22 protein-coding genes are annotated in these 25,039 nt (G+C 69.4%); 15 read left to right on the top strand and 7 right to left on the bottom strand.

What is annotated here, in order from left to right; translation table 11 throughout:
* Nucleotide 1 precedes the first annotated feature (1 nt).
* From ABD708_RS09000 to ABD708_RS09060, 13 genes are all read left to right on the top strand, one after another.
* A complete protein-coding gene (locus ABD708_RS09000) occupies nt 2-1,021 on the top strand; it encodes a carbohydrate ABC transporter permease (protein WP_425553269.1) in 1,020 nt (339 codons plus the stop codon).
* On the top strand, nt 1,021-1,908 hold the full coding sequence (locus ABD708_RS09005; RefSeq protein ID WP_344753552.1) for a carbohydrate ABC transporter permease: 888 nt from the start codon (nt 1,021-1,023) through the stop codon (nt 1,906-1,908). Before ABD708_RS09000 ends, ABD708_RS09005 begins: the two co-directional genes overlap by 1 nt.
* 3 nt (nt 1,909-1,911) lie before the next feature.
* Entirely contained in the window at nt 1,912-4,338 is a 2,427-nt protein-coding gene (locus ABD708_RS09010) for a beta-xylosidase/alpha-l-arabinosidase (protein ID WP_344753554.1), read from the top strand.
* A 422-nt stretch (nt 4,339-4,760) separates the two neighbouring features.
* Nucleotides 4,761-6,098 carry an ABC transporter substrate-binding protein gene (locus tag ABD708_RS09015; protein WP_344753556.1) on the top strand — a complete coding sequence of 446 codons (1,338 nt, stop codon included), beginning with the start codon at nt 4,761-4,763 and terminating at the stop codon, nt 6,096-6,098.
* A 50-nt stretch (nt 6,099-6,148) separates the two neighbouring features.
* Nucleotides 6,149-7,114 (top strand): carbohydrate ABC transporter permease, encoded by a 966-nt coding sequence (locus ABD708_RS09020; RefSeq protein ID WP_344753558.1) that lies wholly within the window; start codon nt 6,149-6,151, stop codon nt 7,112-7,114.
* A complete protein-coding gene (locus tag ABD708_RS09025; RefSeq protein ID WP_344753560.1) occupies nt 7,111-7,995 on the top strand; it encodes a carbohydrate ABC transporter permease in 885 nt (294 codons plus the stop codon). The genes ABD708_RS09020 and ABD708_RS09025 overlap by 4 nt, the downstream gene beginning before the upstream one ends.
* Before the next feature lie 4 nt (nt 7,996-7,999).
* Nucleotides 8,000-10,063: a GMC family oxidoreductase N-terminal domain-containing protein gene (locus tag ABD708_RS09030; RefSeq protein WP_344753562.1), complete on the top strand. Its 2,064-nt coding sequence runs from the start codon at nt 8,000-8,002 to the stop codon at nt 10,061-10,063.
* A complete protein-coding gene (locus ABD708_RS09035; RefSeq protein ID WP_344753564.1) occupies nt 10,060-11,064 on the top strand; it encodes a LacI family DNA-binding transcriptional regulator in 1,005 nt (334 codons plus the stop codon). Before ABD708_RS09030 ends, ABD708_RS09035 begins: the two co-directional genes overlap by 4 nt.
* An 83-nt stretch (nt 11,065-11,147) precedes the next feature.
* Nucleotides 11,148-12,287, top strand: coding sequence for a Gfo/Idh/MocA family protein (locus ABD708_RS09040; RefSeq protein ID WP_344754510.1), 1,140 nt, complete (start codon nt 11,148-11,150; stop codon nt 12,285-12,287).
* 35 nt (nt 12,288-12,322) lie between these two features.
* Nucleotides 12,323-13,327, top strand: coding sequence for a sugar phosphate isomerase/epimerase family protein (locus tag ABD708_RS09045; protein WP_344753566.1), 1,005 nt, complete (start codon nt 12,323-12,325; stop codon nt 13,325-13,327).
* A gap of 33 nt (nt 13,328-13,360) precedes the next feature.
* The gene (locus ABD708_RS09050) at nt 13,361-14,074 is read left to right on the top strand and encodes a ThuA domain-containing protein (protein WP_344753568.1); all 714 of its coding nucleotides are present in this window, start codon (nt 13,361-13,363) and stop codon (nt 14,072-14,074) included.
* Nucleotides 14,071-15,177, top strand: a complete 1,107-nt coding sequence (locus ABD708_RS09055) for a Gfo/Idh/MocA family protein (RefSeq protein WP_344753570.1) — start codon at nt 14,071-14,073, stop codon at nt 15,175-15,177. The genes ABD708_RS09050 and ABD708_RS09055 overlap by 4 nt, the downstream gene beginning before the upstream one ends.
* Nucleotides 15,178-15,303: 126 nt before the next feature.
* Nucleotides 15,304-16,314 (top strand): LacI family DNA-binding transcriptional regulator, encoded by a 1,011-nt coding sequence (locus tag ABD708_RS09060; protein WP_344753572.1) that lies wholly within the window; start codon nt 15,304-15,306, stop codon nt 16,312-16,314.
* 91 nt (nt 16,315-16,405) lie between these two features.
* Here ABD708_RS09060 and ABD708_RS09065 read toward each other — a convergent pair whose 3' ends face one another.
* The 7 genes from ABD708_RS09065 to ABD708_RS09095 form a co-directional block, all read right to left on the bottom strand.
* Complete coding sequence (locus ABD708_RS09065) at nt 16,406-17,356, bottom strand: aldo/keto reductase (protein WP_344753574.1); 951 nt, start codon at nt 17,354-17,356, stop codon at nt 16,406-16,408.
* A 2-nt stretch (nt 17,357-17,358) separates the two neighbouring features.
* Entirely contained in the window at nt 17,359-18,444 is a 1,086-nt protein-coding gene (locus tag ABD708_RS09070; protein WP_344753576.1) for an NAD-dependent epimerase/dehydratase family protein, read from the bottom strand.
* Nucleotides 18,445-18,470: 26 nt separating this feature from the next.
* A complete protein-coding gene (locus tag ABD708_RS09075; protein ID WP_344753578.1) occupies nt 18,471-18,827 on the bottom strand; it encodes a tautomerase family protein in 357 nt (118 codons plus the stop codon).
* A 22-nt stretch (nt 18,828-18,849) separates the two neighbouring features.
* Complete coding sequence (locus tag ABD708_RS09080) at nt 18,850-19,638, bottom strand: carbohydrate ABC transporter permease (protein ID WP_344753580.1); 789 nt, start codon at nt 19,636-19,638, stop codon at nt 18,850-18,852.
* Nucleotides 19,638-20,603: a carbohydrate ABC transporter permease gene (locus ABD708_RS09085; protein WP_344753582.1), complete on the bottom strand. Its 966-nt coding sequence runs from the start codon at nt 20,601-20,603 to the stop codon at nt 19,638-19,640. The genes ABD708_RS09080 and ABD708_RS09085 overlap by 1 nt, the downstream gene beginning before the upstream one ends.
* On the bottom strand, nt 20,600-21,982 hold the full coding sequence (locus ABD708_RS09090; RefSeq protein WP_344753584.1) for an ABC transporter substrate-binding protein: 1,383 nt from the start codon (nt 21,980-21,982) through the stop codon (nt 20,600-20,602). The genes ABD708_RS09085 and ABD708_RS09090 overlap by 4 nt, the downstream gene beginning before the upstream one ends.
* A 272-nt stretch (nt 21,983-22,254) precedes the next feature.
* On the bottom strand, nt 22,255-23,280 hold the full coding sequence (locus tag ABD708_RS09095; RefSeq protein ID WP_344753586.1) for a LacI family DNA-binding transcriptional regulator: 1,026 nt from the start codon (nt 23,278-23,280) through the stop codon (nt 22,255-22,257).
* A gap of 62 nt (nt 23,281-23,342) precedes the next feature.
* Between ABD708_RS09095 and ABD708_RS09100 the strand changes: the two genes are divergently transcribed.
* Nucleotides 23,343-24,122: an SDR family NAD(P)-dependent oxidoreductase gene (locus ABD708_RS09100; RefSeq protein ID WP_344753588.1), complete on the top strand. Its 780-nt coding sequence runs from the start codon at nt 23,343-23,345 to the stop codon at nt 24,120-24,122.
* Nucleotides 24,119-24,982 carry an SMP-30/gluconolactonase/LRE family protein gene (locus ABD708_RS09105; protein ID WP_344753590.1) on the top strand — a complete coding sequence of 288 codons (864 nt, stop codon included), beginning with the start codon at nt 24,119-24,121 and terminating at the stop codon, nt 24,980-24,982. Before ABD708_RS09100 ends, ABD708_RS09105 begins: the two co-directional genes overlap by 4 nt.
* Nucleotides 24,983-25,039: the final 57 nt, after the last annotated feature.

Genomic DNA, 25,039 nt, shown 5'->3' on the forward strand with positions numbered 1-25,039 from the left:
CATGAGCAACACCCTGGGCACTGAGGCCGTCATCGGCCGGCAGTCGCAGGGCACCTCAGGGGTGGGGGGCGCGCAGGCCGCGTCCCCCACCCCGCCGCGAGCGGCCAAGCGCCGCTCCGGAAGGGGCCGTATGCGACTCGAGATCGCGGTCCTGTCGGGCCCCGCGGTCATCGTCTTCGTGGGCTTCGTGATCTTCCCGGTCGCGCTGGCCGCCTACTACGGCTTCTTCCGGTGGCACGGCTACGGGCCCGCCACCGACTTCATCGGCCTGAACAACTACAAGCTGATCCTCACGGACCCTGCCTTCCAGCAGGTCCTCTGGCACAACCTGATCATCGTGGTGCTGTCCCTGGTGATCCAGGGGCCGCTCGCGATCGTGCTGGCGCTGCTGCTGAACCAGAAGATCCGCGGGCGCGCGCTGATCCGCGTGCTGATCTTCGTGCCGTACGTGATCTCCGAGGTCATCGTGGGCACCGGCTTCAGCCTCATGCTGCAGTCGAGCGGCGCGCTGAACGGCCTGCTGCAGGCCGTGGGGCTCGGATTCCTGAAGGCGGACTGGCTCTCCGATCCGAACATCGCGATCTGGTCGCTGATGGGCATCATCTCGTGGAAGTACATCGGCTTCGCCGTGATCCTGATGCTCGCGGGCCTCCAGTCCATCCCTGAGGAGCTGTTCGAGGCCGCACAGATCGACGGTGCGAGCTACTGGCAGATCCAGCGCCGCATCACGCTGCCGCTGCTCGGACCGACCATCCGCATCTGGGCGTTCCTGTCGATCATCGGCTCGCTGCAGCTGTTCGACCTGGTCTACATCATCTGGGGCCAGTACATCGCCTCGACCGCCGGCACCTCGACCATGGCGACGTATATGGTCGCCCAGGGCCGTATGGCGGGCAACTACGGCTACGGCAGCGCCGTCGCCGTGGTGATGTTCCTGATCTCGCTGATCATCGCGCTGCTCTACCAGCGCTTCATCCTGCGCCGCGATCTCCAGGGCGCCGTCACCGAGGGGGCAAACTGATGAGCGCCACCGCTGCAGCGCCCGCCAGGGCGAGCAAGAGGGCGAGCGGTCCCGTCGACCGCGACACGCCTCGCAAGTGGGGCAACCCCGGTACGTACTTCATCGCGTTGCTGCTCATCGCGGTGTGCATCGCGCCGGTGCTGTACATCGTGCTGGGCGGTTTCCGCACGAACTCGCAGATCACCACGAGCCCCGCCGGGCTGCCGCACCCCTGGGTGTTCAGCAACTACGTCAACGTGCTGACCTCGACGACCTTCTGGGGCGAGTTCGGGAACTCGATGATCGTCGCGGTCGTGACGACCGCCGGCGTCGTCGTGCTCGGCGTCATGGTGAGCTTCGTGCTCGCCCGCTACGAGTTCAAGTTCAAGGGCGCGATGTACTCGCTGTTCGCCGCGGGCCTCATGTTCCCCCTGGTCATCGCGATCACGCCGCTGTACATCATCATCAAGGACCTCGGACTCGTCGACAACCTCATGGGCGTCGCCATCCCGCAGATCGCCTTCGGCCTGCCGACGACCGTGATCATCCTGGTGCCGTTCTTGCGCGCCATCCCGAAGGAGATCGAAGAGGCGGCGTCGATCGACGGCGCCAGCCGCCTCGGCTTCTTCTTCCGCATGGTCATCCCGCTGTCGCTGCCCGGCGTCGTGACGGTCGCGATCCTCGCCTTCATCGGCGCATGGAACAACTACGTGCTGCCGCTGTACATCCTCAACTCGCAGTCGAACTTCACGCTGCCCCTCGGTGTACAGGCGTTCTCGTCGCAGTACTCTCAGGACACGGCAAAGGTGCTCGCGTTCACGTCGCTCTCGATGCTTCCTGCGCTGATCTTCTTCTCGATCTTCCAGCGCCGCATCGTCGGGGGTCTGACGGGCGCAGTAAAGGGCTAGAGCATGACCACCACAGAAGGCGGAGCTCCCGCCGCGATGCCGCGCGTCTCCGAGCGGGTGCGCGCACTGCACGCGCAGATGACGCTCGAAGAGAAGCTGGCCCAGCTCGTCGGGTACTGGCTCGATCAGAACGGCGTCGTCGCCCCCATGCAGAGCGAGATGTCGGCCGGCCAGAAGGGCGGCGAGCAGCTCTCCGAGATCACCAAGAACGGGCTCGGGCAGTACACCCGCGTGTACGGAACCCGCCCCGTCGAGCCGGCCGAGCGCGCCGCCTGGCTCTGGAACGAGCAGCGCCGACTCAAGCGCGAGACGCGCCTCGGCATCCCGGCGCTCGTCCACGAGGAGTGCCTCACCGGCCTCGCCGCCTGGCAGGCCGCGACCTTCCCGACCCCGCTCGCATGGGGCGCGTCGTTCGACCCGGAGCTAGTCGAGCAGGTCGGTCGCGTCATCGGCGACTCGATGAAGCAGCTCGGCGTGCACCAGGGCCTCGCCCCCGTGCTCGACGTCATCGCCGACCCCCGCTGGGGCCGCGTCGACGAGTGCATCGGCGAGGACCCGTACCTGGTCGGCACGGTCGGCACGGCATACGTGAAGGGGCTGCAGGCGGCAGGCATCCATGCCACCCTCAAGCACTTCGTCGGCTACTCGGACTCGCGCGCCGGGCGCAACCACGCGCCGGTCTATGCCGGCCCGCGTGAGATCGCGGACACCTACCTGCCGCCGTTCGAGATGGCGATCGCCGACGGCGGCGCCAAGTCCGTCATGAACGCCTACGTGGACGTCGACGGGATTCCGATGGCGGCGAATACCCCGCTGCTGACCGACGTGCTGCACGACCGCCTCGGCTTCGACGGCGTCGTGGTCGCGGACTACTTCGCGGTCGCGTTCCTGCAGGTCATGCACGCGGTCGCGAAGGATCGCGGCGAGGCCGCGGCGCTCGCCCTCGAGGCGGGCATCGACGTCGAGTTGCCCACCGGCGACGCCTACCTCGAGCCGCTCGCCGCGCGCATCCGCGCGGGGGAGTTCGACGAGGCCTACGTCGACCGCTCGGTGCTGCGCGTCCTGCGCCAGAAGGAGGAGCTCGGCCTGCTCGAGCCCGACGCCTACGAGGACGAGCCGCCGACCGAGATCGACCTCGACTCGCCCGAGCACCGGCGCCTCGCGCGCAAGCTCGCCGAGGAATCCGTCGTGCTCCTGTCGAACGACGGCACGCTGCCGCTCAACAGCGGAGCGCCGCGCGCCACGGTCGCGGTGATCGGCCCGAACGCTCACCGCGCCGAGGCGCTGCAGGGGTGCTACTCCTTCGCGAACCATGTGCTCGCGCACCACCCCGAGTTCCCGCTCGGCTTCGAGATCCCGACGGTCTTCGAGGCGCTTCCGCAGGCCTTCGAGGGCGCCGGCCTCGCGGTGCCCGAGCTCGTGTTCGCGGTCGGCTGCGACAACGAGAGCGACGACACGTCCGGCTTCGCCGAGGCGACGGATGCCGCCGCGGGCGCCGACCTCGCCATCGTGGTCGTCGGCGACCAGGCCGGCCTGTTCGGCCGTGGCACGGTCGGCGAAGGGAACGACACCGAGTCGCTCGACCTGCCGGGTGTCCAGCGCGAGCTCGTCGAGGCCGTCGTCGCGACAGGCACGCCGACGGTGCTCGTGCTGCTCACCGGCCGGCCGTACGCGATCGCGTGGGCCTTCGACGGCGAGACTGCCCCCGCGGCGGTGCTGCAGGCGTTCTTCCCCGGCGAGGGCGGCGGTCTCGCGATCGCCGACGTGCTCACGGGCGCCGCCAGCCCCTCCGGCCGGCTGCCCGTGTCGCTGCCGCGTTCGACGGGCGCTCAGCCCTACACCTACCGGCATCCGATCCTCGGCGGGTCCTCCGACGTCACGTCGACCGACTCGACGCCGCTGCGGCCGTTCGGCTTCGGGCTCGGCTACACGAGCTTCGCCTACGGCGGGCTCGAGGTGCAGGAGTCGGTCGTCGCAGGCGGCACGCTCGAGGCATCCGTCACCGTCACCAACACCGGAACCCGGCCAGGTGCCGACGTCGTGCAGCTGTACGGCCACGACGTCATCGGCACCGTGGTGCGGCCCGTGGAACAGCTCGTCGGCTACGCCCGGGTCTTGCTCGAGCCGGGGGAGTCGAAGCGGGTGACCTTCACCGTTCCCACGACGCGATTCGCGTTCACGGATCGCAGTCTGACCAGGATCGTCGAGCCGGGCGACATCGAGTTGTGGATCGCCGCGCACGCCGGCATCGCGCCGGCGGCGGACGACGCGGTAGGCGATGCGACGGGCGGCGGCATCACGAGTGAGAAGAAGGCCGTGCTGCGCGATCTCGGGGGCGCCTCGACGCCGCGCGCGGTCGTCGCGATCACGGGCGAGGCGTACCCCGTCACGGTGGCCGATGTGCGTCTGGTGGGCGTGACGATCGCCTGAGCGGTCTGCTTCAGCACGAGCCGGGTTCCGACGGGGTCGGGCCCGGCTCGTGTGGTTTCTTGAGCGGCGAAGGCGTCGCGATAGTTTTCGCGAATCGTGCTGGAAAGCTTCGCTTGGGTCACGATTTGCTGTGAGCCGGAAACGGTCAGCACCCCCGTCCGGGGGGCATTTCAGAACGCGATTACTGAACCGGTTAGCCAGTTTTTCCGTGAATTTGGCTGTGACCAGCAAATTTGCTGCTGAACGGGTCCGAAACGCGTCCGTGGGGGAGGCTTCCGACGTGCCGGGCGCGTCGATTGACATCCCCTCAGGGGCACGGTAGGAATAGCCACGTCACTCTTGACGCCGAGGCCTGCTCGGAAATGTTTTGTTCAACGAAGAGCAAATGTCCCGCGCTTTAGACGGGACGGAAGGAACGACTGATGGCACAGCAGTCGGGCGCCGCGTTCACGCGTCGCACGTTCATCGGAGTCGCGGGCGGGGTCGCTGCTAGCACCCTTCTCGCAGCCTGCAGCCGCGGCGGCACCACCGGCGGTGGTGGCGGGGGCGGCGGCAAGTCCCTGAAGTTCTGGAACATGCCGTGGGGCGGCACGACCTTCGCGCCCACCGACAAGAAGATCGCGACGGGCTGGAAGGGCGCGGACGGCGTCACCAGCGTCACGTACCAGAACGTCCCCTGGGCGAACTTCACCCAGACGTTCTCATCGGCGGTCGCCTCGAACACCGGCCCCGCGGTGAGCTCGGGCGGCGGCACCCAGGCCTTCCTGTTCGAGTCGCAGGGCAAGATCGCCTACGCCGACGACGCGATCGCCTCGTGGGAGAGCAACGGCCTGAAGGACGACTTCCTGCCCGGCCTGCTCGACACCATGAAGGTGGACAAGGGCTACGCGGCGGTCCCCTACAACCTCGACATGCGCGTGCTCTGGTACAACGAGCAGCTGTTCCAGCAGGCGGGCGCCGAGGTGCCCACCGACTGGCAGTCCTACCTCAACACCTGCGCGGTGCTGAAGAAGGCCGGCTACTACGGCTTCGGCGTCGCGGCCGGTGCGGGCGCCTACACCGGCGGCCACATCCTCGTCGGCCTGATGATCAACAACGGCGGCGGCCTGTTCGATGAGAACCACGAGCCGAACGTGGTCACGCCCGAGAACACCGAGGCGATCGAGTTCGTGCTCGAGGCGGTCTCGAAGGGCTACGTCGACCCAGGCTCGGTGCAGTACACCTCCGACAACGGCCAGACCCAGTGGAAGAACAAGAAGTTCGCCATGGGCTGGGAGGGCGCGGGCAACGCCGCGGCCATCGGCGGCGACGTCGGCGCCGCGATGAAGATCGTCTCGCCGCTGAAGAGCGACTCGGGCAAGCAGGGCATGCTCTACTTCCCGAACAACATCATGATGTACACGAACACCCCGAGCCAGAAGGCGTCCAACGACTTCCTCACGTTCTACTACCAGAACATGAAGACGCTGTGGACCCAGAAGACGGGCATCGGCCTTCCCCCGCTCAAGTCGATCACCGAGACCCCCGAGTTCCAGTCGGACCCGAACCAGGTCAAGATCATCAAGGAGTACCAGCCGATCTCGCACACCTGGGCGGCCCCCGGCTCCGACTCCCTGTTCCTCGGCGTCACCACGGTGGACGGCACCCCGATCATGGACACCTTCGCCCAGTCGATCTACGGTGGCAAGACGGATGCCAAGAGCGCGCTCACCACGCTGCAGAACGGCATCAAGGACAGCCTGGCGAAGCTCAAGAGCTGAGCCGCGCAAGCAACCCGAATACCAGTCACCACCTGCACGAGGAGCCCTGAATGTCGACATCCGTCGCAACCGGGATCGAGCAGGCACGAAAGGGGGTCGGCGTCGCAGGCGCCGGCCCCCGCTCGGGTGGGCCGGGCGCGAAGCGCCGCGGCCCGTCTCGCGGAGCGGCGACCCTCGTCTACTTCGCGCTGCCGTCGCTGATCCTTCTTCTTCTGATCAACCTCTATCCGCTGCTGTACGCGGGCATGCAGTCGCTGCGGCAGGGCAACCTGCTGGCGCTGGGCCCGTGGATCGGCTTCCAGAACTACGTCAACGTCCTCACGGCGGGCTGGTTCTGGGACGGTGCGCTGTTCACCCTGATCTTCACGGTGGTCGGCGTGTTCGGCAGCTGGGTCATCGGCCTGCTGTTCGCGCTGCTGCTGCGCACGAAGATCCCGGCAGGCCCGGCGTTCAAGGTCCTCCTGCTGCTGCCGTGGGTCGTCCCGACGGTCGTGTCCGCGACCGCCTGGAACTGGCTGATGGCGACGCCGCAGAGCCCGGTGCAGATCCTGATCTTCGCCATGACCGGGCACTACGTGTACTTCCTCGCAGACCCCACCCTGGCGAAGATCACCGTCTGCCTGTTCAAGGTGTGGATCAGCTTCCCCTTCATGATGATGATGATGGGCTCGGCGCTCGCGTCGGTCGACACCAACGTCTATGAGGCGGCCAAGGTGGACGGCGCCTCGGCGTGGCAGACCTTCCGCAGCATCACGATGCCGCTCATCTCGCGTTCGACCTTCATCAGCTGGATCCTCATGACCATCTGGTGCGTCAACGACTTCCCGACCATCTTCCTGCTGACCGGCGGCGGGCCGGCCAACGCGACCTCGACGCTGATCGTCACCGCGTACCGCACCGTCTTCCAGAACTTCGACACCGGCTCGGGTACCGCGATCGCCTTCCTGATGACCGCTGTGCTGGTCGTCGTCTCGGTCGTGCTCTACCGCCAGATCAGAAAGGTCAACATCGAATGAGCGTCGCAGTCGAACCCGACAGCACGCGGGCGATGGTGCTGCACCGCAGCGGCGGCAAGGGCCGCATCGACACAGAGGGCACGCGCGGCCAGTGGTGGCGCTTCACCCTCATCCTCATCGTCACCGCGATCCTGCTGCTGCCCGTGCTGGGCGTCCTCTACTTGTCGCTGCAGCCGGCGCTCGGCAGCAACGAGACCGGGTGGACGTTCCAGAACTTCGCGACGGTCTTCGAATCGACGAACGTCGTGTACTGGCTCGAGAACAGCCTCTTCGTCGCACTGCTGACGGTCATCGTCTCACTGCTGGCAGCGGCGCCCGCGGGCTACGTGCTCTCGCGCGGCCGCAACCGGCTGGTGTCCAGTTACTCGCTGGTGCTGTTCGTCGTGCAATCGCTGCCGGTGGTCTCCGCTGTCATCCCGCTGTACATGCTGTTCGCGCAGTTGCACTTGGTGGACAACCTGCTCGGCGTCGTGATCATCTTCGTCGGCCAGTCGATGTCGGTGGCGATCTGGATGATGGCTGCGTACTACGACTCGATCCCGATCTCGCTGGAGGAGGCCGCCTGGATGGACGGCTGCTCCGTCGCGGGCGGATTCGTGCGGGTGGTGCTGCGCAACTCGCTGCCCGGCGTGCTGTCGACGGCGATCTTCACCTTCCTGCTCGCCTGGAACGACTACCTGATCTCCGTCGTCTTCCTGCGCAGCGACATCAACTTCACGCTCCCGGTCGGTCTGCAGACGTTCTTCCAGCAGAACCAGACCAACTGGGGTCTCGTCATGGCCGTCGCGGTCGTGATGATGGCGCCCCCGATCATCGTGTTCTCGGTGCTGAACAGGTACTTCAGCGTCGGCGGCATCGGTGGGTCGCTCGCAGGACGTTGATCACGTGGGAAGCGACGATCGGGAGGGGATCGTCGAAGACCGGGCACTGCGTGCCGCGGTCGACCGCATCATCCCCGCGGATTCCTGGCCTGCCGGCTGGGACGGGGGAGTAGCCGAGTACCTGAGGGTCGCGGGGCGGGAGCCGCTGGAGGCGGCTCCCGGCCTCGCATCCCTCAGCGCCCGGCTCGACGACAGCGCGGCCGCCGCACGGCCGGGGTCCGGCTTCGGTGATCTCTTGCCAGCAGAACAGGACGCGATCCTGCACGAGATCGAGGGCGGCGCGGGCAGCGAGGACTTCGCGGCGCTCCGGCGCATCGCCTACGAGGGCTTCTACGCCGCGGACGCGCGGCGCGGCGACCCCGTCGGCCTCGGCATGATCGGCTTCCGGCACGTGCCCGAGGGCGCCCAGATCGTGGAGCCGGAGTTGCCGGACGGCCTCGACGCAGCATCCGTCGCCGATCACTACGACGCGATCGTGATCGGAAGCGGGCCGGGCGGCGGCGTCGCCGCGCAGGTGCTCGCGCAGGCCGGCAAGTCGGTGCTGCTCGTCGAGCGGATGCCCGCCGTGCCGAATCGGCTGCTGCGGAACGACCACCTGCACGACAAGCGCAACGCGGTGTACGGCGTGCGCGTGGGGCCCGGTGCGGGGCATCCGCGCGTGCACGAGTCCGATGCCGGCGATGAAATCATCGATGGCACCGGGGATGCCAATCGCTATGGGCTGAACGCCGACGCGTTCGGCGGCGGCACCCGCATCTGGCAGGGCATGGCATGGCGGTTCATGCCCGAGGACTTCCGGATGCGCGAGGTCTACGGCAATCCAGAGGGCGCGAGCCTCGCCGACTGGCCGATCTCGTACGACGAGCTCGAGCCGTTCTACACACGCGCCGAGTGGGAGCTCGGCGTCGCCGGCGAGGAGGGCGCGCTGACCCGGCGGACGCCGCGCACCAGGGGCTACCCCATGCCGCCGTTCGGCACCGAGCCCGCGCGCGAGCTGCTCGCCGCGGCCGCGGACCGGCTCGGCTGGGGCTGGGGGCCGATCCCGCTCGCGCTCAACAGCGTCCCGCACGAGGGGCGGCCGGCCTGCGTGCGTTGCGCGCAGTGCGTGGGCCACGCCTGCCCGGTGAACGCGAAGAACGGCGCGCACAACACCTTCATCCCGCGGGCGGTCTCGACCGGCAACTGCCGGGTGCTCTACGACGCGGAGGCGATCGAGGTGACGGATGCCGCAGGCGGGGCATCCGTCGTCATCATGGCGAACGTGAACGCGCACCCCACCGAGCTGACGGTGCGCGCCGATGTCGTCGTCGTGTCGGCCGGCGCCGTCGAGACACCGCGGCTGCTGCTCGCGAGCGGACTCGGCAACGACGAGCTCGGCCGGCACATCCACGACCACCGCACCTCGACCGTGCTCGGCACGGTGGAGCAGAAGGTCAAGAACTTCATCGGGCCCGGGCACTCGATCGCGACGCTCGACCACGTGCACGGCCCCTCCGTGCCGTGGGGCGGCGGGGTGCTCGTCGACCTGATGAGCCTGCTGCCGCTGACCAGCGCGCTGCAGCCCGGTCCCGGGGTGCCCGCGTGGGGAGCGAGGCACAAGGAGTGGATGCGCGAGGGGCGCGCCTACTCCTTCGGGGTGTTCGCGATGGGGCAGGAGATCCCGCTGCCGTCGTCGCGCGTGTCGCTCGCGGCCGGCGTGCTCGATCGCTGGGGGAAGCCGGGCGCGCGCCTCCGCAAGGACGTGCACGCCGCCTCGCACGAGGTCGAGGCCGGGCTCGCGCGCGAGAGCGCGGCGTGGCTCGAGGCGGCGGGTGCGCGCGAGGTGCGGCGGCTGCTCGGCACGGCGACGGCCTCGGCCGCCGGCGAGCACAGCTGCGGGACCGCGCGCATGAGCGACGACCCCGCCACGGGCGCGACCGACCGCTTCGGGCGGCTCTGGGGCGCTCGGCGCGTCGTGGTGTGCGACTCGTCGCTGCACCCGACCAACGGCAGCGTGAACCCGACGCTCACGATCGTCGCGAACGCCTTCCGCGTCGCGACGCACCTCGTCGAGGAATGGCCGGCATGAGCAAGTCGGCCGCCACTCTCACCCACATCGCGCGTACCGCCGAGGTCTCGCCCTCGACGGTGTCGAAGGTGCTCAACGGGCGTTCGGGCGTCTCGGCCGAGACGCGCGAGCGGGTGGAGCGCGCGCTGCGCACCCACGGCTACAGCCCGCCCGCCGAGCGGCATCGCCAGCCCTTCGTCGAGCTGGTCTTCGAGCGGGTCGAGTCGGCGTTCGCGATCGAGATCATCCGCGGGGTGCAGCGTGCCGCGGTATCGCGGGGCATGAGCGTGGTGCTGACCGAGAGCGGCGACCGGCACACCCCGGGGCCGGAGTGGCTCGATCAGGTGCTGCAGCGCCGGCCGTCCGGCGTCGTGCTGGTGTTCAGCGATCTGCCGAAGGCGTCGAAGGAGCGGCTCGCGCTGCGCGGCATCCCGTTCGTCATCCTCGACCCGGCCGGCGACCCGGCACCCGATGTGCCCTCCGTGGGCAGCGCCAACTGGTCGGGAGGCGTGCAGGCCGCCCGGCACCTGCTCGAGCTCGGGCACCGTTCGATCGGGGTCATCGGCGGCCCGCACGACATGATGTGCTCGCGCGCTCGCGTCTCCGGTTTCCGCGCGGCGCTCGACGAGGCCGGCGTTCCGTTCCGCGCCGACGCTCTGCGCTGGGGCGACTTCCTGCGCGAAGACGGCCTCGCTCTCGGCCGCGAGCTGCTGCAGCTTCCCGACCGCCCGACCGCGATCTTCGCGGGCAACGACCTGATGGCGCTCGGCGTGCTCGAGGCGGCGCGGATGCTGGGGTTGTCGGTGCCGCGCGAGCTGTCGGTCGTCGGCTATGACGATCTCGAGATCGCGCGCTGGTCGGGGCCGCCGCTCACGACCGTGCGCCAGCCGCTCGCCGAGATGGGGGAGCAGGCGGCGCTGCTCGCCCTCGACGCGCACCGCGGCACGCTGCGCGCGGCACGCGTCGACCTCGCGACGAGCCTCGTGGTGCGCGACAGCACGGCGCCGCCGGCCAAGGCATAGAGAAACTTCCGCGCGAGAATGCGATAGCTTTCTCTGAGACGAAGGAGTCCCACGTGACATCAACCTCCACCCTGCGCGTCGCCATGATCGGAACCGGCTTCATGGGCGCCGCCCACAGCCAGGCGTTCCGCGTCGCGCCGCGGTTCTTCGACCTGCCGCTCGCGCCCGAGATGACGGTGATCGTCGGCCGGGACGCCGCCAAGACGCAGGCCGCCGCCGAGAAGCTCGGCTGGGCAGAGGCCTCGACCGACTGGCGCGCGGTGATCGCGCGGGACGACATCGACCTGGTCGACATCTGCTCCCCGGGCGACAGCCACGCCGAGATCGCGATCGCCGCGCTCGAGGCGGGGAAGCACGTGCTGTGCGAGAAGCCGCTCGCGAACACCGTGGAAGAAGCCCGGGCGATGGCGGATGCTGCACGGGCGGCCGCCGCCCGAGGCATCCGCTCGATGGTCGGGTTCTCCTACCGCCGCGTGCCCGCCCTCACCCTCGCGCGCGATCTCGTGCAGGCCGGCCGCATCGGAGAGGTGCGCCAGGCGCGGGCCGCGTACCTGCAGGACTGGCTCGTCGACGAGAACGGCCCCATGACCTGGCGGCTCGACAAGAAGCTCGCCGGCTCGGGCTCGCTGGGCGACATCGGTGCGCACGCGGTCGACTCCGTGCAGTTCATCACCGGGCAGACGGTCGAGCAGGTCTCGGGCCACCTGCGCACCTTCGTCACCGAGCGTCCGCTGCTGGGCGAGGGCGTCGGGCTGTCCGGCACCGCCTCTGACGAGCGCGGCATCGTCACGGTCGACGACGCCGCCTGGTTCACGGGGCAGCTCTCGGGCGGGGCGGTGGCGAGCTTCGAGGCGACGCGCTACGCCACGGGCCGCAAGAACGGCCTCAAGATCGAGATCTTCGGCTCGCGCGGCGCGATCGTCTTCGACCTCGAGAGGATGAACGAGCTCGAGTTCTACGACGGCACGGATGCCGCGGGCGAGCAGGGCTTCCGCCGCATCTTCGTCACCGAGCCGGAGCACCCGTACGCCGTGTGGTGGCCGACGGGGCACGGCCTCGGCTACGAGCATCCGTTCTCGCACCAGCTGCGCGACCTGGTCTTCGACATCGCGGAAGGGCGCGCGCCCTCGCCGTCGTTCGATGACGGGCTGCAGGTGCAGCAGGTGCTGGACGCCGTCGAGCGGTCCGCTGCGGCGAACGCCGTCTGGACCCCCGTTTCCTGAAGCATCCGTTTTCACGGCATCGAAGGAGAGAAGCCATGGCACGACCCGTCACCCTGTTCACCGGCCAATGGGCCGATCTGCCGTTCGAGGAGGTGGCGCGGCTCGCGGGCGAGTGGGGCTACGACGGCCTCGAGATCGCCTCGTGGGGCGACCACCTCGACCCGAACCGCGCGGCCGTCGACGACGACTACGTCGCCGACCGGCTGGCGATCCTCGAGAAGAACGGCCTCAAGGTCTACGCGGTGTCGAACCACCTCAAGGGCCAGGCGGTGTGCGACGACCCGATCGATCAGCGCCACCGCGACATCCTGCCCGACTCCGTGTGGGGCGACGGCGACCCGGAGGGCGTGCGGCAGCGCGCCGCCGAAGAGGTGAAGAACACGGCGCGGGCTGCGGGCCGGCTCGGCGCGAAGGTCGTCACCGGGTTCACCGGCTCGTCGATCTGGAAGTACGTCGCGATGTTCCCACCCGCCTCGCAGGCGATGGTGGACGCCGGCTATCAGGACTTCGCCGACCGGTGGAACCCGATCATCGACGTGTTCGACGAGGTCGGCGTGAAGTTCGCGCTCGAGCCGCACCCGAGCGAGATCGCCTACGACTACTGGACGACGAAGGCGACGCTCGAGGCGATCGGGCACCGCGAGTCCTTCGGCCTGAACTGGGACCCGTCGCACATGGTGTGGCAGGACCTCGACCCCGTCGGGTTCCTCTGGGATTTCCAGGACCGCATCTACCACGTGCACTGCAAGGACACGAAGAAGCGGCTCAACGGGCGCAACGGCCGGCTGTCGTCGCACCTCGCCTGGGCCGACCCGCGCCGCGGCTGGGACTTCATCAACACCGGCCACGGCGACGTGCCGTGGGAGGACGCGTTCCGCATGCTCAACGCCATCGGCTACGAGGGTCCGCTCTCGGTCGAGTGGGAGGACGCCGGAATGGACCGCCTGAAAGGCGCGCCCGAAGCGCTGGCTTTCGTGCGCGAGCATGCGATCGAGGCATCCGCCACCGCCTTCGATGCCGCGTTCAGCACCAAGAACTAGCTACGCCTACGTATATATAAGAGAGAAGCAAGCATGACGCAGCGCAACGCGCTCCTCGTCCGCGGCGGCTGGGACGGCCATGAGCCCGTCGAGACCACCGACTCGTTCATCCCGTTCCTCGAGGAGCACGGATTCCGCATCCGCGTGTCGGAGGGAACCGGGGTCTACACGGACCTCGACTACCTCGACACCGTCGACCTGATCGTGCAGATCAACACGATGAACACCATCGAGCGGGGAGAGTTCGCGGGGCTGCGCCGCGCGGTGCTGAACGGCACGGGGCTCGCCGGCTGGCACGGCGGCATCGCCGACTCGTACCGCGACAACGCGGACTACCTGCACATGATCGGCGGCCAGTTCGCTCACCACGCGGGCATCGAGCCCTCGCTGCGCACGGGCGAGCAGTCGGACAACTACCTCGACTACACGGTCAACATCACCGAACTCGGAAAGTCGCACCCGATCACGCAGGGCATCGCCGACTTCGAGCTGCACACCGAGCAGTACTGGGTACTCTCCGACGCATACAACGATGTGCTGGCGACGACGACGCAGAGCGTCAGGCCGTGGGATGCCTGGAACCGACCGGTCACCGCGCCCGCGATCTGGACCCGCCAGTGGGGCAAGGGCCGCATCTTCGTCTCGGCTCCCGGCCACAAGCTCGAGGTCGTGAACGACCCGAACGTGCGCACCATCATCGAGCGCGGCTTGCTGTGGGCGGCGCGCGGCTCCGAGGTGGCGGCATGAGCGGGGGCACGGATGCCTCGCGCGAGGTGCTGCGCGTCGGCGTGATCGGCGTCGGCGTGATCTCGAAGCAGTACTTCGAGAGCCTGCCGAAGCTGCCGAACCTGAAGCTCGTGGCGGTCGCCGACCTCAACGAGGCGCGCGCCGCCGAGGTCGCCGCAGGTCAGGGCGTCGCCGTGCGCAGCGTCGACGAGTTGCTCGCCTCCGATGACATCGACGCCGTCATCAACCTGACGATCCCGGCGGCGCACGTCGAGGTGGGGCTGCGCGCGCTCGCCGCGGGCAAGCACGTCTTCGCCGAGAAGCCCCTCGGGCTCATGACCGCCGAGGCCCGGCCGTTGATCGACGCGCAGAAGGACGGGCTGCGCGTCGGCAGCGCGCCCGACACGGTGCTCGGCACCGGCATCCAGACCGCGCGCAAGGTCGTCGACGACGGCGTGATCGGCGAGGTGCTCGGCGCGTCGGTGCACTGGTCTGCGCCCGGGCACGAGCGCTGGCATCCGGCTCCCGCCTTCTACTACCAGCCGGGCGGTGGCCCGCTCTACGACATGGGGCCGTACTATCTGACGAGCCTCGTGCACCTGCTCGGCCCCGTCGTGCGCGTCTCGGGTGTCGCTCGGCGCTCGGCGCGGGAGCGCACGATCGCGACCGGCCCGAACGCCGGCACCGTGCTGCCGGTGGATGTTGACACGCACATCACGGCGCTGCTCGAGCACGCCTCGGGGGTCGCGTCGAGCGTGACCGTGAGTTTCGAGGTGTGGGCGACGCGCTCGCCGCTGTTCGAGGTCTACGGCTCGCAGGGCACCCTCGCGGTGCCCGACCCGAACCGGTTCTCGGACCCCGTCGAGGTGTTCACGGCGGCGTCGGGCGAGTGGGCGCCGATGCCGGAGTCGGCGGGATACCGGGATGCCGGGCGCGGCTACGGCCTCGCCGACATGGCCGCCGCGATCGCCGCGGGGACGCCGCACCGCGCGTCGGGCGAGCTCGCCTTCCACGTGCTCGACATCATGGAGTCGATCCTGACCGCGTCGGCCGAGTCGCGGGTCGTCGAGCTCACGAGCACCGTCGACCGCCCGGCGCTCGTGCCGCTCGCCGACACCCCGTGAGCTGATGCGCCGCGGGCGTGCGCTGCTCGGATCCGCTCTGCGCGGCACGGATCCGAGCAGCGCAATGAGGATCCGAGCAGCGCGTGCAGATGGGACGGGTGAATGGACCCCTCTAGGATCGCGAGCATGACGGATTCGGGCGAGCGCGCGACGCTGTCGCGCATCGCCGACGACGCCGAGGTGTCGCTGTCGACCGTGTCGAAGGTGCTGAACGGGCGCTCCGGCGTCGGCGAGGCGACCCGGGCGCGCGTCGAGGCGCTGCTGCACGAGCACGGCTACAACCGGCGGGGAACCGCACAGTCCTCATCGCTGATCGAAGTGGTGTTCGGGCAGCTCGGCACCGAGTGGACGCTCGAGATCATCCGCGGCGTCGAGCGCGTCGCGAAGGAGAACGGGCTGTCGGTCGTCGTCACCGAGAGCGGCGACCGGCACGCGCCCGCCGCCGACTGGATCGAGGGCGCCCTCGAGCGCAGGCCCGTCGGCGTCGTGCTCGTGCTGTCGGGCCTGCCCGAGGAATCCCGCCGACAGCTGCGCGTGCGCAACATCCCCTTCGTGATCATCGACCCGGCGGGCGACCCGCCGCCGGACGTTCCCGCCATCGGCGCCGCGAACTGGTCGGGCGGCACCCTGGCGGCCCGGCACCTGCTCGAGCTCGGGCACACCCGCGTCGCCGTGATCGCCGGCCCCGACGACATGCTGATGTCGCGGGCGCGGCTCTCGGGGTTCCGTTCGGCGCTGGATGCCGGGGGAGTCGCCGTGCCGCCCGAATACCTGCGCTCGGGCGACTTCGACCTCGCGAGCGGCCTCGCCGAGGGGCTCGCGCTGCTGTCGCTGCCCGAGCCGCCGACGGCGATCTTCGCCGAGAGCGACCTGCAGGCGCTCGGCGTCTACGAGGCTGCGCGGGCGAAGGGGGTCGTGATCCCCGACGAGCTGTCCGTGGTCGGATTCGACGATCTGCCCGTCGCCGCTTGGGTCGGGCCGCCGCTCACGACCGTGCGCCAGCCGACCGCCGACATGGCCGAGCAGGCGACGCGGCTCGCGCTGCGGCTGCGCGGCGCGGCCACGCACGACCACCTGCGCATCGATCTCGCGACGCAGCTCGTGGTGCGGGGCTCGACGGCGGTGCCGCGCGCATAAGTCCGCGGCGCGCTACAGCTGCGGAACAGCGCGCCTCGGAGGGCAGCAGCGCGGTTCCGCAGCTGTAGCGCGAGCAGGGTCACGAGCAGGGTCAGTTGAGCCAGAGGTCGGCGGGTGGGACCAGGGATTCCAGCTCGGGCCAGAGGGCCTCGGGGATCTGGAGGGTGGCGAAGCGCACCGTCTCGGCGACGCGCTCGGGCGATGAGACGCCGACGACGGTCGAGTCGACGAAGGGCGCGCGCAGCGAGAACTGCAGGGCGGCGGCGGGAAGCGGCACCCCGTAGCGCTCACATGCCGCCTGCATGGCGCGCGCGGCATCCGCGATCCTGCCGTCGCGCTCGCCATAGCCGTACTTCGCCTGGGTGTCCGGGCCCTTCGCGAGCATGCCGCCGCCGTACGGCGCCGCGTTCACCACGCCGATGCCGCGCTCGCGCGCGCCCTCGAAGAGGTGCTGCGCCGAGCGGTCGAGCAGCGTGTAGCGGTTGTGGCTCAGCACGACATCGAAGGCGCCCGTGTCGAGGTACTGCTCGAGCAGGTCGACCGGGCCGCCGGCGACGCCGATGAAATCGACGGCGCCCGCCTCCTTGAGCGCGACCATCGCCTCGACCGGGCCGCCGGGGGCGACGCCGTCGGCGAAGGAGATGCGCTCGGGGTCGTGCAGGTACAGCAGCGGCACGCGGTCGACGCCGAGGCGCGTGAGGCTCTCCTCGAACGACGCGCGGATGCGGGCACCGTCGAACGACCCCGTCTCGGGATCGGGGTCGGTCTTGGTGGCCAGCACCACGTCGGCGGGAAGACCGCCGCGCGCGGCGATCGCGGCGCCGATGCGGCGCTCGGAGGAGCCGTCGTCGCCATAGCCGTTCGAGGTGTCGATGAACCGGATCGGGCTGTCGAACACCGCCTCGACCGTCGCGATCGCGCGCTCATCAGAGACGTCGTAGCCGTACAGCCGCTTCATGCTCGCGAGCGGGCTGGTGCCGACGCAGAGCGCCGTCACCTCGAGACCGGTGGAGCCGAGCGGATGCCGGGGGATCGTCGTCATGCTCACGAAGCTACCGCGGCGGCGGGAGCCGGCGAGGTCGCGCCCGGCGCCCGGTCGGCGAAGGCCTGCCGCGCCGCGTGATAGGCGTCGACGACCCGCTCGAGGACCTCTGCGGTCGCGGCGTCGCCGCGGGCGAGCTCGGGGTGCGCGGCGCGCCAGTCCAGCATCCGCAGCACCGCGCGCTCGAAGGTGAGCTTCGGCGCGAAGCCGGGCACGAAGCGGCGGATCTTCGCGTTGTCGAAGACCGCCGAGTGGCCGAGGTCGCCGACGAACTCGCCCGACCAGAACCACTCGGGTGCCACCACCGGGTAGAACTCGCTCGGCACGTGCACGATCCGCGGCTCGACGCCGAGCGCGCGGGCGAACAGGGTGTGGATCTGGTCCCAGGTGAGCACGTCGTCGCCCGTGATGTGGAACGTCTCGCCGATCGCGCGCTCGCTGCCGAGCAGGCCGACGAGGCCCTGGGCGAAGTCCTCGGCATGGGTGAGAGTCCACAGCGAGGTGCCGTCGCCGTGCACCGCGACCTCTTCGCCGCGGGCGATGCGGTCGACGACCGACCAGCCGCCGGGCAGCGGCGGGTTCGCGTCGTCGTAGGTGTGCGACGGCCGGATCACGGTGACCGGGAAGCACTGCTCGCGGTGGGCGCGGGCGAGCGCCTGCTCGGCGCGCCACTTCGCGGTCGCGTACGGCAGCGGGGGGTTGGGCGCCGTCGGAGTCGACTCGGTGATCGGGGTGATCAGCACGGGCTTCGCGTAGATCGAACCCGAGCTGATGTGCACGTACTGCCGTGTGCGGCCGCTGAACAGCGCCACCATGCGGCCGACGTCGTCCTCGTCATACGAGAGGAAGTTGACGACCGCGTCGAAGGAGCGATCGCCGATCGCCGCGACGAGGGAGGCGTCATCCGTCACGTCCCCCGTCAGCCATTCGACGTCGGCGGGCAGCTCGCGGCCGCTGCGGTTCGCACCCCGGTTGAGCACACTCACGCGGAACCCCTGGGCCACCGCGAGTCGCACGCACGAGGCGCTGATGGTCCCTGTGCCGCCGAGGAAGAGCACCGTCAGTGCGGCACGGTCGTGATCAAGCATCCGTATCTCTCCTGAAAATTCTGGGCTCACTTGCCCGCGTACCAGTCTTCGAAGCCGTTCTCGCTCAGCGCGATGTGCACGTCCGCACTGCGGATGCCGAGCGGCGCGAGCTTCGCGACGACCGCCTCGAAGAACCGCCGCTTCACCGCGACCGGGTACATGTGCACGGCCGTCACCTGGATCAGCACCATGTTCCGCCGGTCGACGCCGTTGTACCCCGGGTCGAACTTCAGCTCGCCCGCGGCGTGCGGGCGGAACACCTGGAAGCGGTCGTCGGCGGGGACGCCCAGCGCCTCGATCTGCGCCTGGTGCACCGCCTCGCCGATGGCATCGCCCGTGCTCGCGTACAGCTCGGCGTCGAGGTCGACTTGGATGAGGGGCATTCGTACTCCTTGTTCAGTTGCGTTACTTGATGGCGCCGGCCGAGAGACCGCGCTCGAAGAGGCCCTGCAGGCACAGGTAGGCCACGATCTCCGGAATAGCGGTCAGCACGGCCGACGCCAGGATCTTCGTCTGGTCGTTGCTGAACTCCCCGACGAAGAACTGCGGGACGAGGGTGATGGTCTGCATGTCCTGCGACTGCAGGAAGACCAGCGGCATGAGGTAGTCGTTCCACGCCCCGATGAGCGTGAAGATCAGCACAGCGGCGGCGATCGGTCGGGTGAGCGGGATCACCAGGTACACGAAGCCGCGCAGCGAGTTCGCCCCGTCGACGCGCGCCGCCTCGAACATCTCGTCGGGCAGGCCGTTGATGAAGTTGCGGGTGAGCAGCACGGCGAACGGCACCTGCAGCGCGGCGAGCGGCAGGATGACCGCCCAGTAGGTGTTGAACAGGCCGACCGCCTGTGTCGTGGTGAACAGCGGGGTCAGCAGCACGACCTCGGGCAGGGTGAGGCACGCGAGCAGCAGCCAGAAGTACACCTCGCGGGCGCGGATGTGCAGCTTGGCGAATCCGTACGACGCGAGCATCGTCACGACGTAGACGATCACGATCACGCCGGCCGCGATCACGGCGCTGTTCACGAAGAAGCGGAAGAACCCGGGCACCTGCAGCACGTCGCGGTAGTTGCCCCAGCCGTCGCCCTGGAAGGACCCCTGCACCATCGCGATGAGCGGGAAGAGGTACGGCAGCACGAGCAGGGTGGCGACGAGCTGCAGGATGCCCTTGCTCCACCATCTGCGGACCTCGAACATCAGCGGGCTCCCTTGCTGCGCGTGTTCCGGCCCTCGGGGCGGGTGTCTTCCCGGCCGACGAGCTGCAGGATGATCGCCATCACGAGCGCGATCACGAGCAGCACGATCGAGAGTGCGGCTCCATAGCCGACGTGTGCCAGCTGGATCGTCATCTGATAGATGTACGTGCCGAGGAACTGCGTCGCGTTGTTGGGCCCGGCGATCGTGACGAGCCACGGCACGTCGAAGGTCTTGAGTGCGCCGATCGCCCCGAGGATCGCGAGCGCGACCGTCGTGCCGCGCAGGCTCGGCCAGATGATGCTGACCAGGGTGCGCAGGTTGCCGGCGCCGTCGATGCGCGCCGCCTCGAGCAGCGACTGGTCGATCTGGCTCATCGCGGCGTAGTAGAGCACGAAGGTGAGGCCGGTCCACTGCCAGATCGTGATCACCATGATGACAGGGAGGGCGGTGGATTCCTGGCCGATCCACGGCTGCTGGAGGAATCCGAGTCCCACATGCTCGAGCACCCAGTTGAACTGGCCGTCCGCGGCGAAGATCTGGCGGAAGACCGGCGCCATGATCGCCGGGGCGAGCACGACGGGCACGAACACGATGACCTTGTAGATCACGGCGAGACGGATGCGCGAGTGCATGATCACCGCGAACACGACGCCCAGCACCGTCTGCACCACGAAGGTGACGACGAAGAAGGCGACGGTGTGCCAGATCGCGCGCCAGAAGATGGGGTCGCGGGCGATGTTGGCGTAGTTCTGGAATCCGACCGAGATCTTCTCGGGGCTCGCGCCGTCCCAGTTCAGCGTCGAGATGTAGCCGGTGTAGGCGATGCAGTAGTAGATCAGGCCGACGCTGAGGACGAGGGCCGGCAGGATCCACGGCAGGCCGGGCGCCTGCAGGCGTCGGCGGGCGCGAGGCCGGCTCGACGAGCCGACCCCGCTGCTGGTCAACCGTTCGGTCGAGACCGTCATCCGTTGGCTGCCTTCGCCGCGACGGCGGCCTGCTGCAGGGTGCTCGCCGCCTTCTGCGGGGAGGCGCTGCCGCTCGCGACCGACTGGGCCGCCGCGAGGAACGCATTCTCGATGTCGGCGTTCAGCAGGGCGAAGCGCGGCTCGTCGATGGATGCCGTGTTCTTGAGGTACTCGTTCACGGGGCCGCTCTGCAGCGACGGGTCGACGAACTTGATGGTGTTGAAGTCCGGCGCGATGCCGGAGAGCACCGGGGTGGTGTCGAGGCGGTTCGCGATCTGCTGCTGGCCCTCCTTGCTGGTGGCCATCCACTTCACGAACGTCTCGGCCGCCGCGCGGTTCTTCGACTTGCTCGCCACGGCGAGGCCGTAGTCGGCATCGCCGAACATCTCGCTCGTGTTGCCCTTGCCCGCCACGTCGGGGAACGTGATGGGCAGGATCGGGAACGGCTTCGCGCCGGCGACACCTGCGGAGGAGATGGCCTGCGTCATGGCATCCGCCGTCGCGTACTGCGTGTACCAGCTGCCCATCATCACCATCGCGTACTTGCCGGTGAGGAACGCGTTGTTCACGTCGGGGTACTGCTGGGCGCCGAGCGCGCCCTCCTGCATGATCCCGTCGGTGAAGAGCTCCTTCCAGATGGTGAGGGTCTCGACGCCCTGCGGGGAGTCCCACTTGGCGTCGCCCTTCGAGGCCTTGGTCCACCAGCCGGGGTCGACCGAGTTCGCGATGGCCTGCAGGGTGTCCTGGTCGAAGCCCTCCTGCGAGGCGCCCTGGGCGAAGCATCCGACCCCGTTCGCCTTGAACGTCGCGCAGACCTGCTTCCACTCGTCGAGCGTCTTCGGCGGCTGGAGCTTGTACTTCGCGAAGAGGTCCGCGTTGTACCAGAGCGAGCCGGCGAAGGTCGAGCCGATCGGCAGCGCGGTGAGCTTGCCCTTCGCGCTGAGGCCGTCGACCGCGATTTTCGCGATCTTCGACTTCCAGTCGCTGCCGAGCGCCTTCTCGGCGACCGGGGTCAGGTCCTCTGCGTAGCTGCCGAACTGCTGCACGTAGGCGCCGGGCTGCAGATCGTAGACATCAGGACCGCTGTTGGATGCCAGTGCCGGGCGCATCGCGGCCTGGTAGTCGCTGATGCCGATCAGTTTGAAGTTGACCTTGATGTTCGGGTACTGCTTGTTGAACGCGGCGATGAAGCCCTTCGCCTCGTCGGTGTTGGTCGGGGTCCAGCCCCACCAGTTGATCGTGCCCTTCGTGGCGGAGCCGGCCGACCCCTGGCTTGCGCTGCCGCTGCTGCACGCGGCGAGTGCGACGGCCGCGAGGCCGGTTGCCGCGACGACGGCGAGCGATCGGAGGGCGTTCTTCGATCGGAATGGGAATCGCATGTTCTTCCTCATTGGTCATGGGTGACTGCGTTGTCACTCGGCACGAAGGTAACGAGGACGAAAATCTGCGTCAAGATTTCCTAGGAAATAGGAAACTTTCGTTATCTGTGCGCAACCGGGCGCGGCCGGACGCCGTCGCGCGCGGCGGGCGGGGCGCGCGGGTGCGCTGCTGCGATCCGCCGTGCGCGCCTCGGATCCGGGCAGCGCACTGCGGATCCGAGCAGCGCACGGGCGAAGCGAGGCGGTGCCAGGCGGGGCGGTGCTGGTCGGTGCTACGCGCGGGGTGGGGCGGTGCTGCCGCGCACGACGAGCGTCGTCGCCATGTCGACGCGGCGGAAGGCGAGCTCGGGCTCGCTGCGCAAGCGCGTGACGAGGCGCATCGCCTGCTCGGCCATCTCGGCGAGCGGCACGCGGATGGTCGTCATCGCGGGGCCGGCCCACTTCGCGATCGCGAGATCGTCGTAGCCCACGACCGAGACATCGCCCGGCACGTCGAGGCCGAGCGAGCGCGCCGCGTCGTACACCCCGAGGGCCTGCAGATCGCTGGAGGCGAAGATCGCCGTCGGCCGCTCGTCGGGGTCGGCCCGCAACAGCTCGATGCCCTGGCTCAGCCCGTCGTCATGGTGGAACTTGCCGGGCCTGATCCAGTCGCGACGCGGCCGGATGCCGGCGGAGTCGAGCGCCGCCCGGTAGCCCGAGAGGCGCGCCGTCGAGGCGAGCATGTCATCGGGGCCGGTGACGATCGCGATCCTCGTGTGGCCGAGCTCGATCAGGTGGCGGGTCGCGAGATAGCCGCCGTTCCAGTCGGCGGAGCCGATCGACGGGGCATCCGTTGCCGGTGCGCCGTAGGGGTCGATCATCACGACCGGGATGTTCCGGCTGCGCAGCCGCGCTTTCACCTTCTCGCTGAGCGCTGCGGCGACGAGGATGATGCCGATCGGCTGTCTGCGCAGCACCCCCTCGACCCAGGCCGCGCCCGGCTGGTGCGTGACTTCGGTGCCGGTGACGACCATGCCGATGCCCTGCTCGCGGGCGACGCGCTCGATGCCCGAGATCGCCGCGCCGCCGAAGGGGCTGTCGATCTCGAAGCACAGCACGTCGACGAGCGGCGCCGCGCTCTGCGAGGTGTTGCGCCGGTTGTAGTTGCGTTCGTCGAGCAGCGACTCGACGCGGCTGCGGGTCTCGTCGGAGACGCCGGAGCGGCCGTTGAGCACCTTCGAGACGGTCGCGATCGAGACGCTGGCGAGTGCGGCGACCTCTGAGAGGGTTGCGCGCCTGGGGTGTGCGGGTGTGCTCATGACGATACTCTCGACGATAGCTTTCTCTCCGGCAGAGAAACTTTGTGCACATGAGGTTAGCAATGACGATGACCGAAAACATGACGGAGCAGGCATCCGCCTTCGCGCGCTACCCCTCGCTCGTCGGCCGCACGGCCTTCGTGAGCGGCGGAGCGACGGGGCTGGGCCGCGAGTTCGTCGCGCAGCTCGCGGCGCAGGGGGCGCGGGTGGCGTTCGTCGACGTCGACACGGATGCCGGCGCGGCGCTCGCCGCCGAGACGGGCGCCCTGTTCCTTCCGGCCGATGTCACCGACGTGCGCGCGCTGCGGGCTGCCATCGGGCAGGCATCCGATCGCCTCGGTCCCATCCGGGTGCTGGTCAACAACGCCGCGAACGACACGCGTCGGCCCGTGGATGAGATCGACGTGGCCGCGTGGGATGCAGGGATCGCGGTCAACGTGCGCCACCAGTTCTTCGCGGCGCAGGCGGTGCGGGCCCAGATGCGCGCGGCGGGCGGCGGCTCGATCATCAACCTCGGGTCGATCAGCGCGCACATCGACCTCGTCGAGCTGCCGGTCTACATCACGGCGAAGGCCGGGGTCGAAGGCCTGACGCGCACCCTGGCGCGCGAGTTCGGGCCGGACGGCGTGCGGGTGAACTGCATCATCCCGGGGTGGGTGATGACGCCCCGGCAGCTCGAGAATTGGGTGGGGGATGCCGAGCGGGCCAAGATCATGGCGGCGCAGTGCCTGCCCGAGCTGCTCTACCCTGCTGACGTGGCGCGCCTCATGCTGTGGCTCGCCGCGGACGACTCCCGGCTCTGCACGGCGCAGAGCTGGGTCGTGGACGGAGGCTGGATGTGAAGGCTGAGCAGCTCACCGCGCCCGTGACCTGGCATGGCGAGGGCCCCTGCTGGGACGCAGCGGGTGAACGGATGCTGGTGGTCGACATGCTTGCCGGCAGCGTCGTCGACCTGTCGACGCTGACGTCGCCCGCCCGCTATTCGGTCGGCTCGCCCGTGGCGGCCGTGGTGCGGCCTCGGGCGAGCGGGGGCTTCATCGTCGCGACCGAGCACGGCTTCTCGCTGTTCGACGCGGGCTTCCGGCCGGCGCGGCAGCTGGCTGCGGTGCTCGACGACCCCGGCATACGTCTGAATGAGGGCGGCTGCGACCCGGCCGGGCGGTTCTTCTGCGGCTCGATGGCGTACGACGAGACGCCGAGGGCTGCTGCGTTGTACCGGGTCGAGCCCGATGGAACCGCGTCGGTCGCCGTCGAGGGCGCGACGATCTCGAACGGGCTGCAGTGGAGTCTCGACGGCACACGGGCGTACTACATCGACACCCCGACGCACCGGGTCGACGTGTTCGATTATTCGGTCGCTGACGGAACATTCTCGGAACGGAGGACGCTCGCCGACGTGTCTGACTTCGAGGGCGCGCCCGACGGCATGACGATCGACGCCGAGGGCGGCCTGTGGGTCGCGTTCTGGGGCGGGGGAGCAGTGCGCCGCCTCGACCCCGTGTCGGGCGAGGTCACCGCGGAGGTCTCGGTGCCGGGGGCCACGAACACGAGCGCGGCGGCCTTCGGCGGGGCATCCCTCGACACGCTCTACATCACGACCTCGCGCCAGCACCTCGCCGAGGATGCCGAGCCTGCGGCCGGCGCGGTGTTCGCGGTGCAGCCGGGCGTGCGCGGCGTCGCGCTGCCCGCCTTCGCCGGGTGACGCGCTTCCGCCCCCGGCGGTCGAGTAGCGCCGTAGGCGCGTATCGAGACCCTTCTT

Source organism: Gryllotalpicola koreensis (genome assembly GCF_039538185.1).
GTDB lineage: Bacteria > Actinomycetota > Actinomycetes > Actinomycetales > Microbacteriaceae > Gryllotalpicola > Gryllotalpicola koreensis.

Coding starts and splice junctions, on each gene's coding strand:
- ABD708_RS09000 (WP_425553269.1), top strand. CDS start 2: ATGAGCAACACCCTGGGCACTGAGGCCGTCATCGGCCGGCAGTCGCAG.
- ABD708_RS09005 (WP_344753552.1), top strand. CDS start 1,021: ATGAGCGCCACCGCTGCAGCGCCCGCCAGGGCGAGCAAGAGGGCGAGC.
- ABD708_RS09010 (WP_344753554.1), top strand. CDS start 1,912: ATGACCACCACAGAAGGCGGAGCTCCCGCCGCGATGCCGCGCGTCTCC.
- ABD708_RS09015 (WP_344753556.1), top strand. CDS start 4,761: ATGGCACAGCAGTCGGGCGCCGCGTTCACGCGTCGCACGTTCATCGGA.
- ABD708_RS09020 (WP_344753558.1), top strand. CDS start 6,149: ATGTCGACATCCGTCGCAACCGGGATCGAGCAGGCACGAAAGGGGGTC.
- ABD708_RS09025 (WP_344753560.1), top strand. CDS start 7,111: ATGAGCGTCGCAGTCGAACCCGACAGCACGCGGGCGATGGTGCTGCAC.
- ABD708_RS09035 (WP_344753564.1), top strand. CDS start 10,060: ATGAGCAAGTCGGCCGCCACTCTCACCCACATCGCGCGTACCGCCGAG.
- ABD708_RS09040 (WP_344754510.1), top strand. CDS start 11,148: ATGATCGGAACCGGCTTCATGGGCGCCGCCCACAGCCAGGCGTTCCGC.
- ABD708_RS09045 (WP_344753566.1), top strand. CDS start 12,323: ATGGCACGACCCGTCACCCTGTTCACCGGCCAATGGGCCGATCTGCCG.
- ABD708_RS09050 (WP_344753568.1), top strand. CDS start 13,361: ATGACGCAGCGCAACGCGCTCCTCGTCCGCGGCGGCTGGGACGGCCAT.
- ABD708_RS09055 (WP_344753570.1), top strand. CDS start 14,071: ATGAGCGGGGGCACGGATGCCTCGCGCGAGGTGCTGCGCGTCGGCGTG.
- ABD708_RS09060 (WP_344753572.1), top strand. CDS start 15,304: ATGACGGATTCGGGCGAGCGCGCGACGCTGTCGCGCATCGCCGACGAC.
- ABD708_RS09065 (WP_344753574.1), bottom strand. CDS start 17,356: ATGACGACGATCCCCCGGCATCCGCTCGGCTCCACCGGTCTCGAGGTG.
- ABD708_RS09070 (WP_344753576.1), bottom strand. CDS start 18,444: ATGCTTGATCACGACCGTGCCGCACTGACGGTGCTCTTCCTCGGCGGC.
- ABD708_RS09075 (WP_344753578.1), bottom strand. CDS start 18,827: ATGCCCCTCATCCAAGTCGACCTCGACGCCGAGCTGTACGCGAGCACG.
- ABD708_RS09080 (WP_344753580.1), bottom strand. CDS start 19,638: ATGTTCGAGGTCCGCAGATGGTGGAGCAAGGGCATCCTGCAGCTCGTC.
- ABD708_RS09085 (WP_344753582.1), bottom strand. CDS start 20,603: ATGACGGTCTCGACCGAACGGTTGACCAGCAGCGGGGTCGGCTCGTCG.
- ABD708_RS09090 (WP_344753584.1), bottom strand. CDS start 21,982: ATGCGATTCCCATTCCGATCGAAGAACGCCCTCCGATCGCTCGCCGTC.
- ABD708_RS09095 (WP_344753586.1), bottom strand. CDS start 23,280: ATGAGCACACCCGCACACCCCAGGCGCGCAACCCTCTCAGAGGTCGCC.
- ABD708_RS09100 (WP_344753588.1), top strand. CDS start 23,343: ATGACGATGACCGAAAACATGACGGAGCAGGCATCCGCCTTCGCGCGC.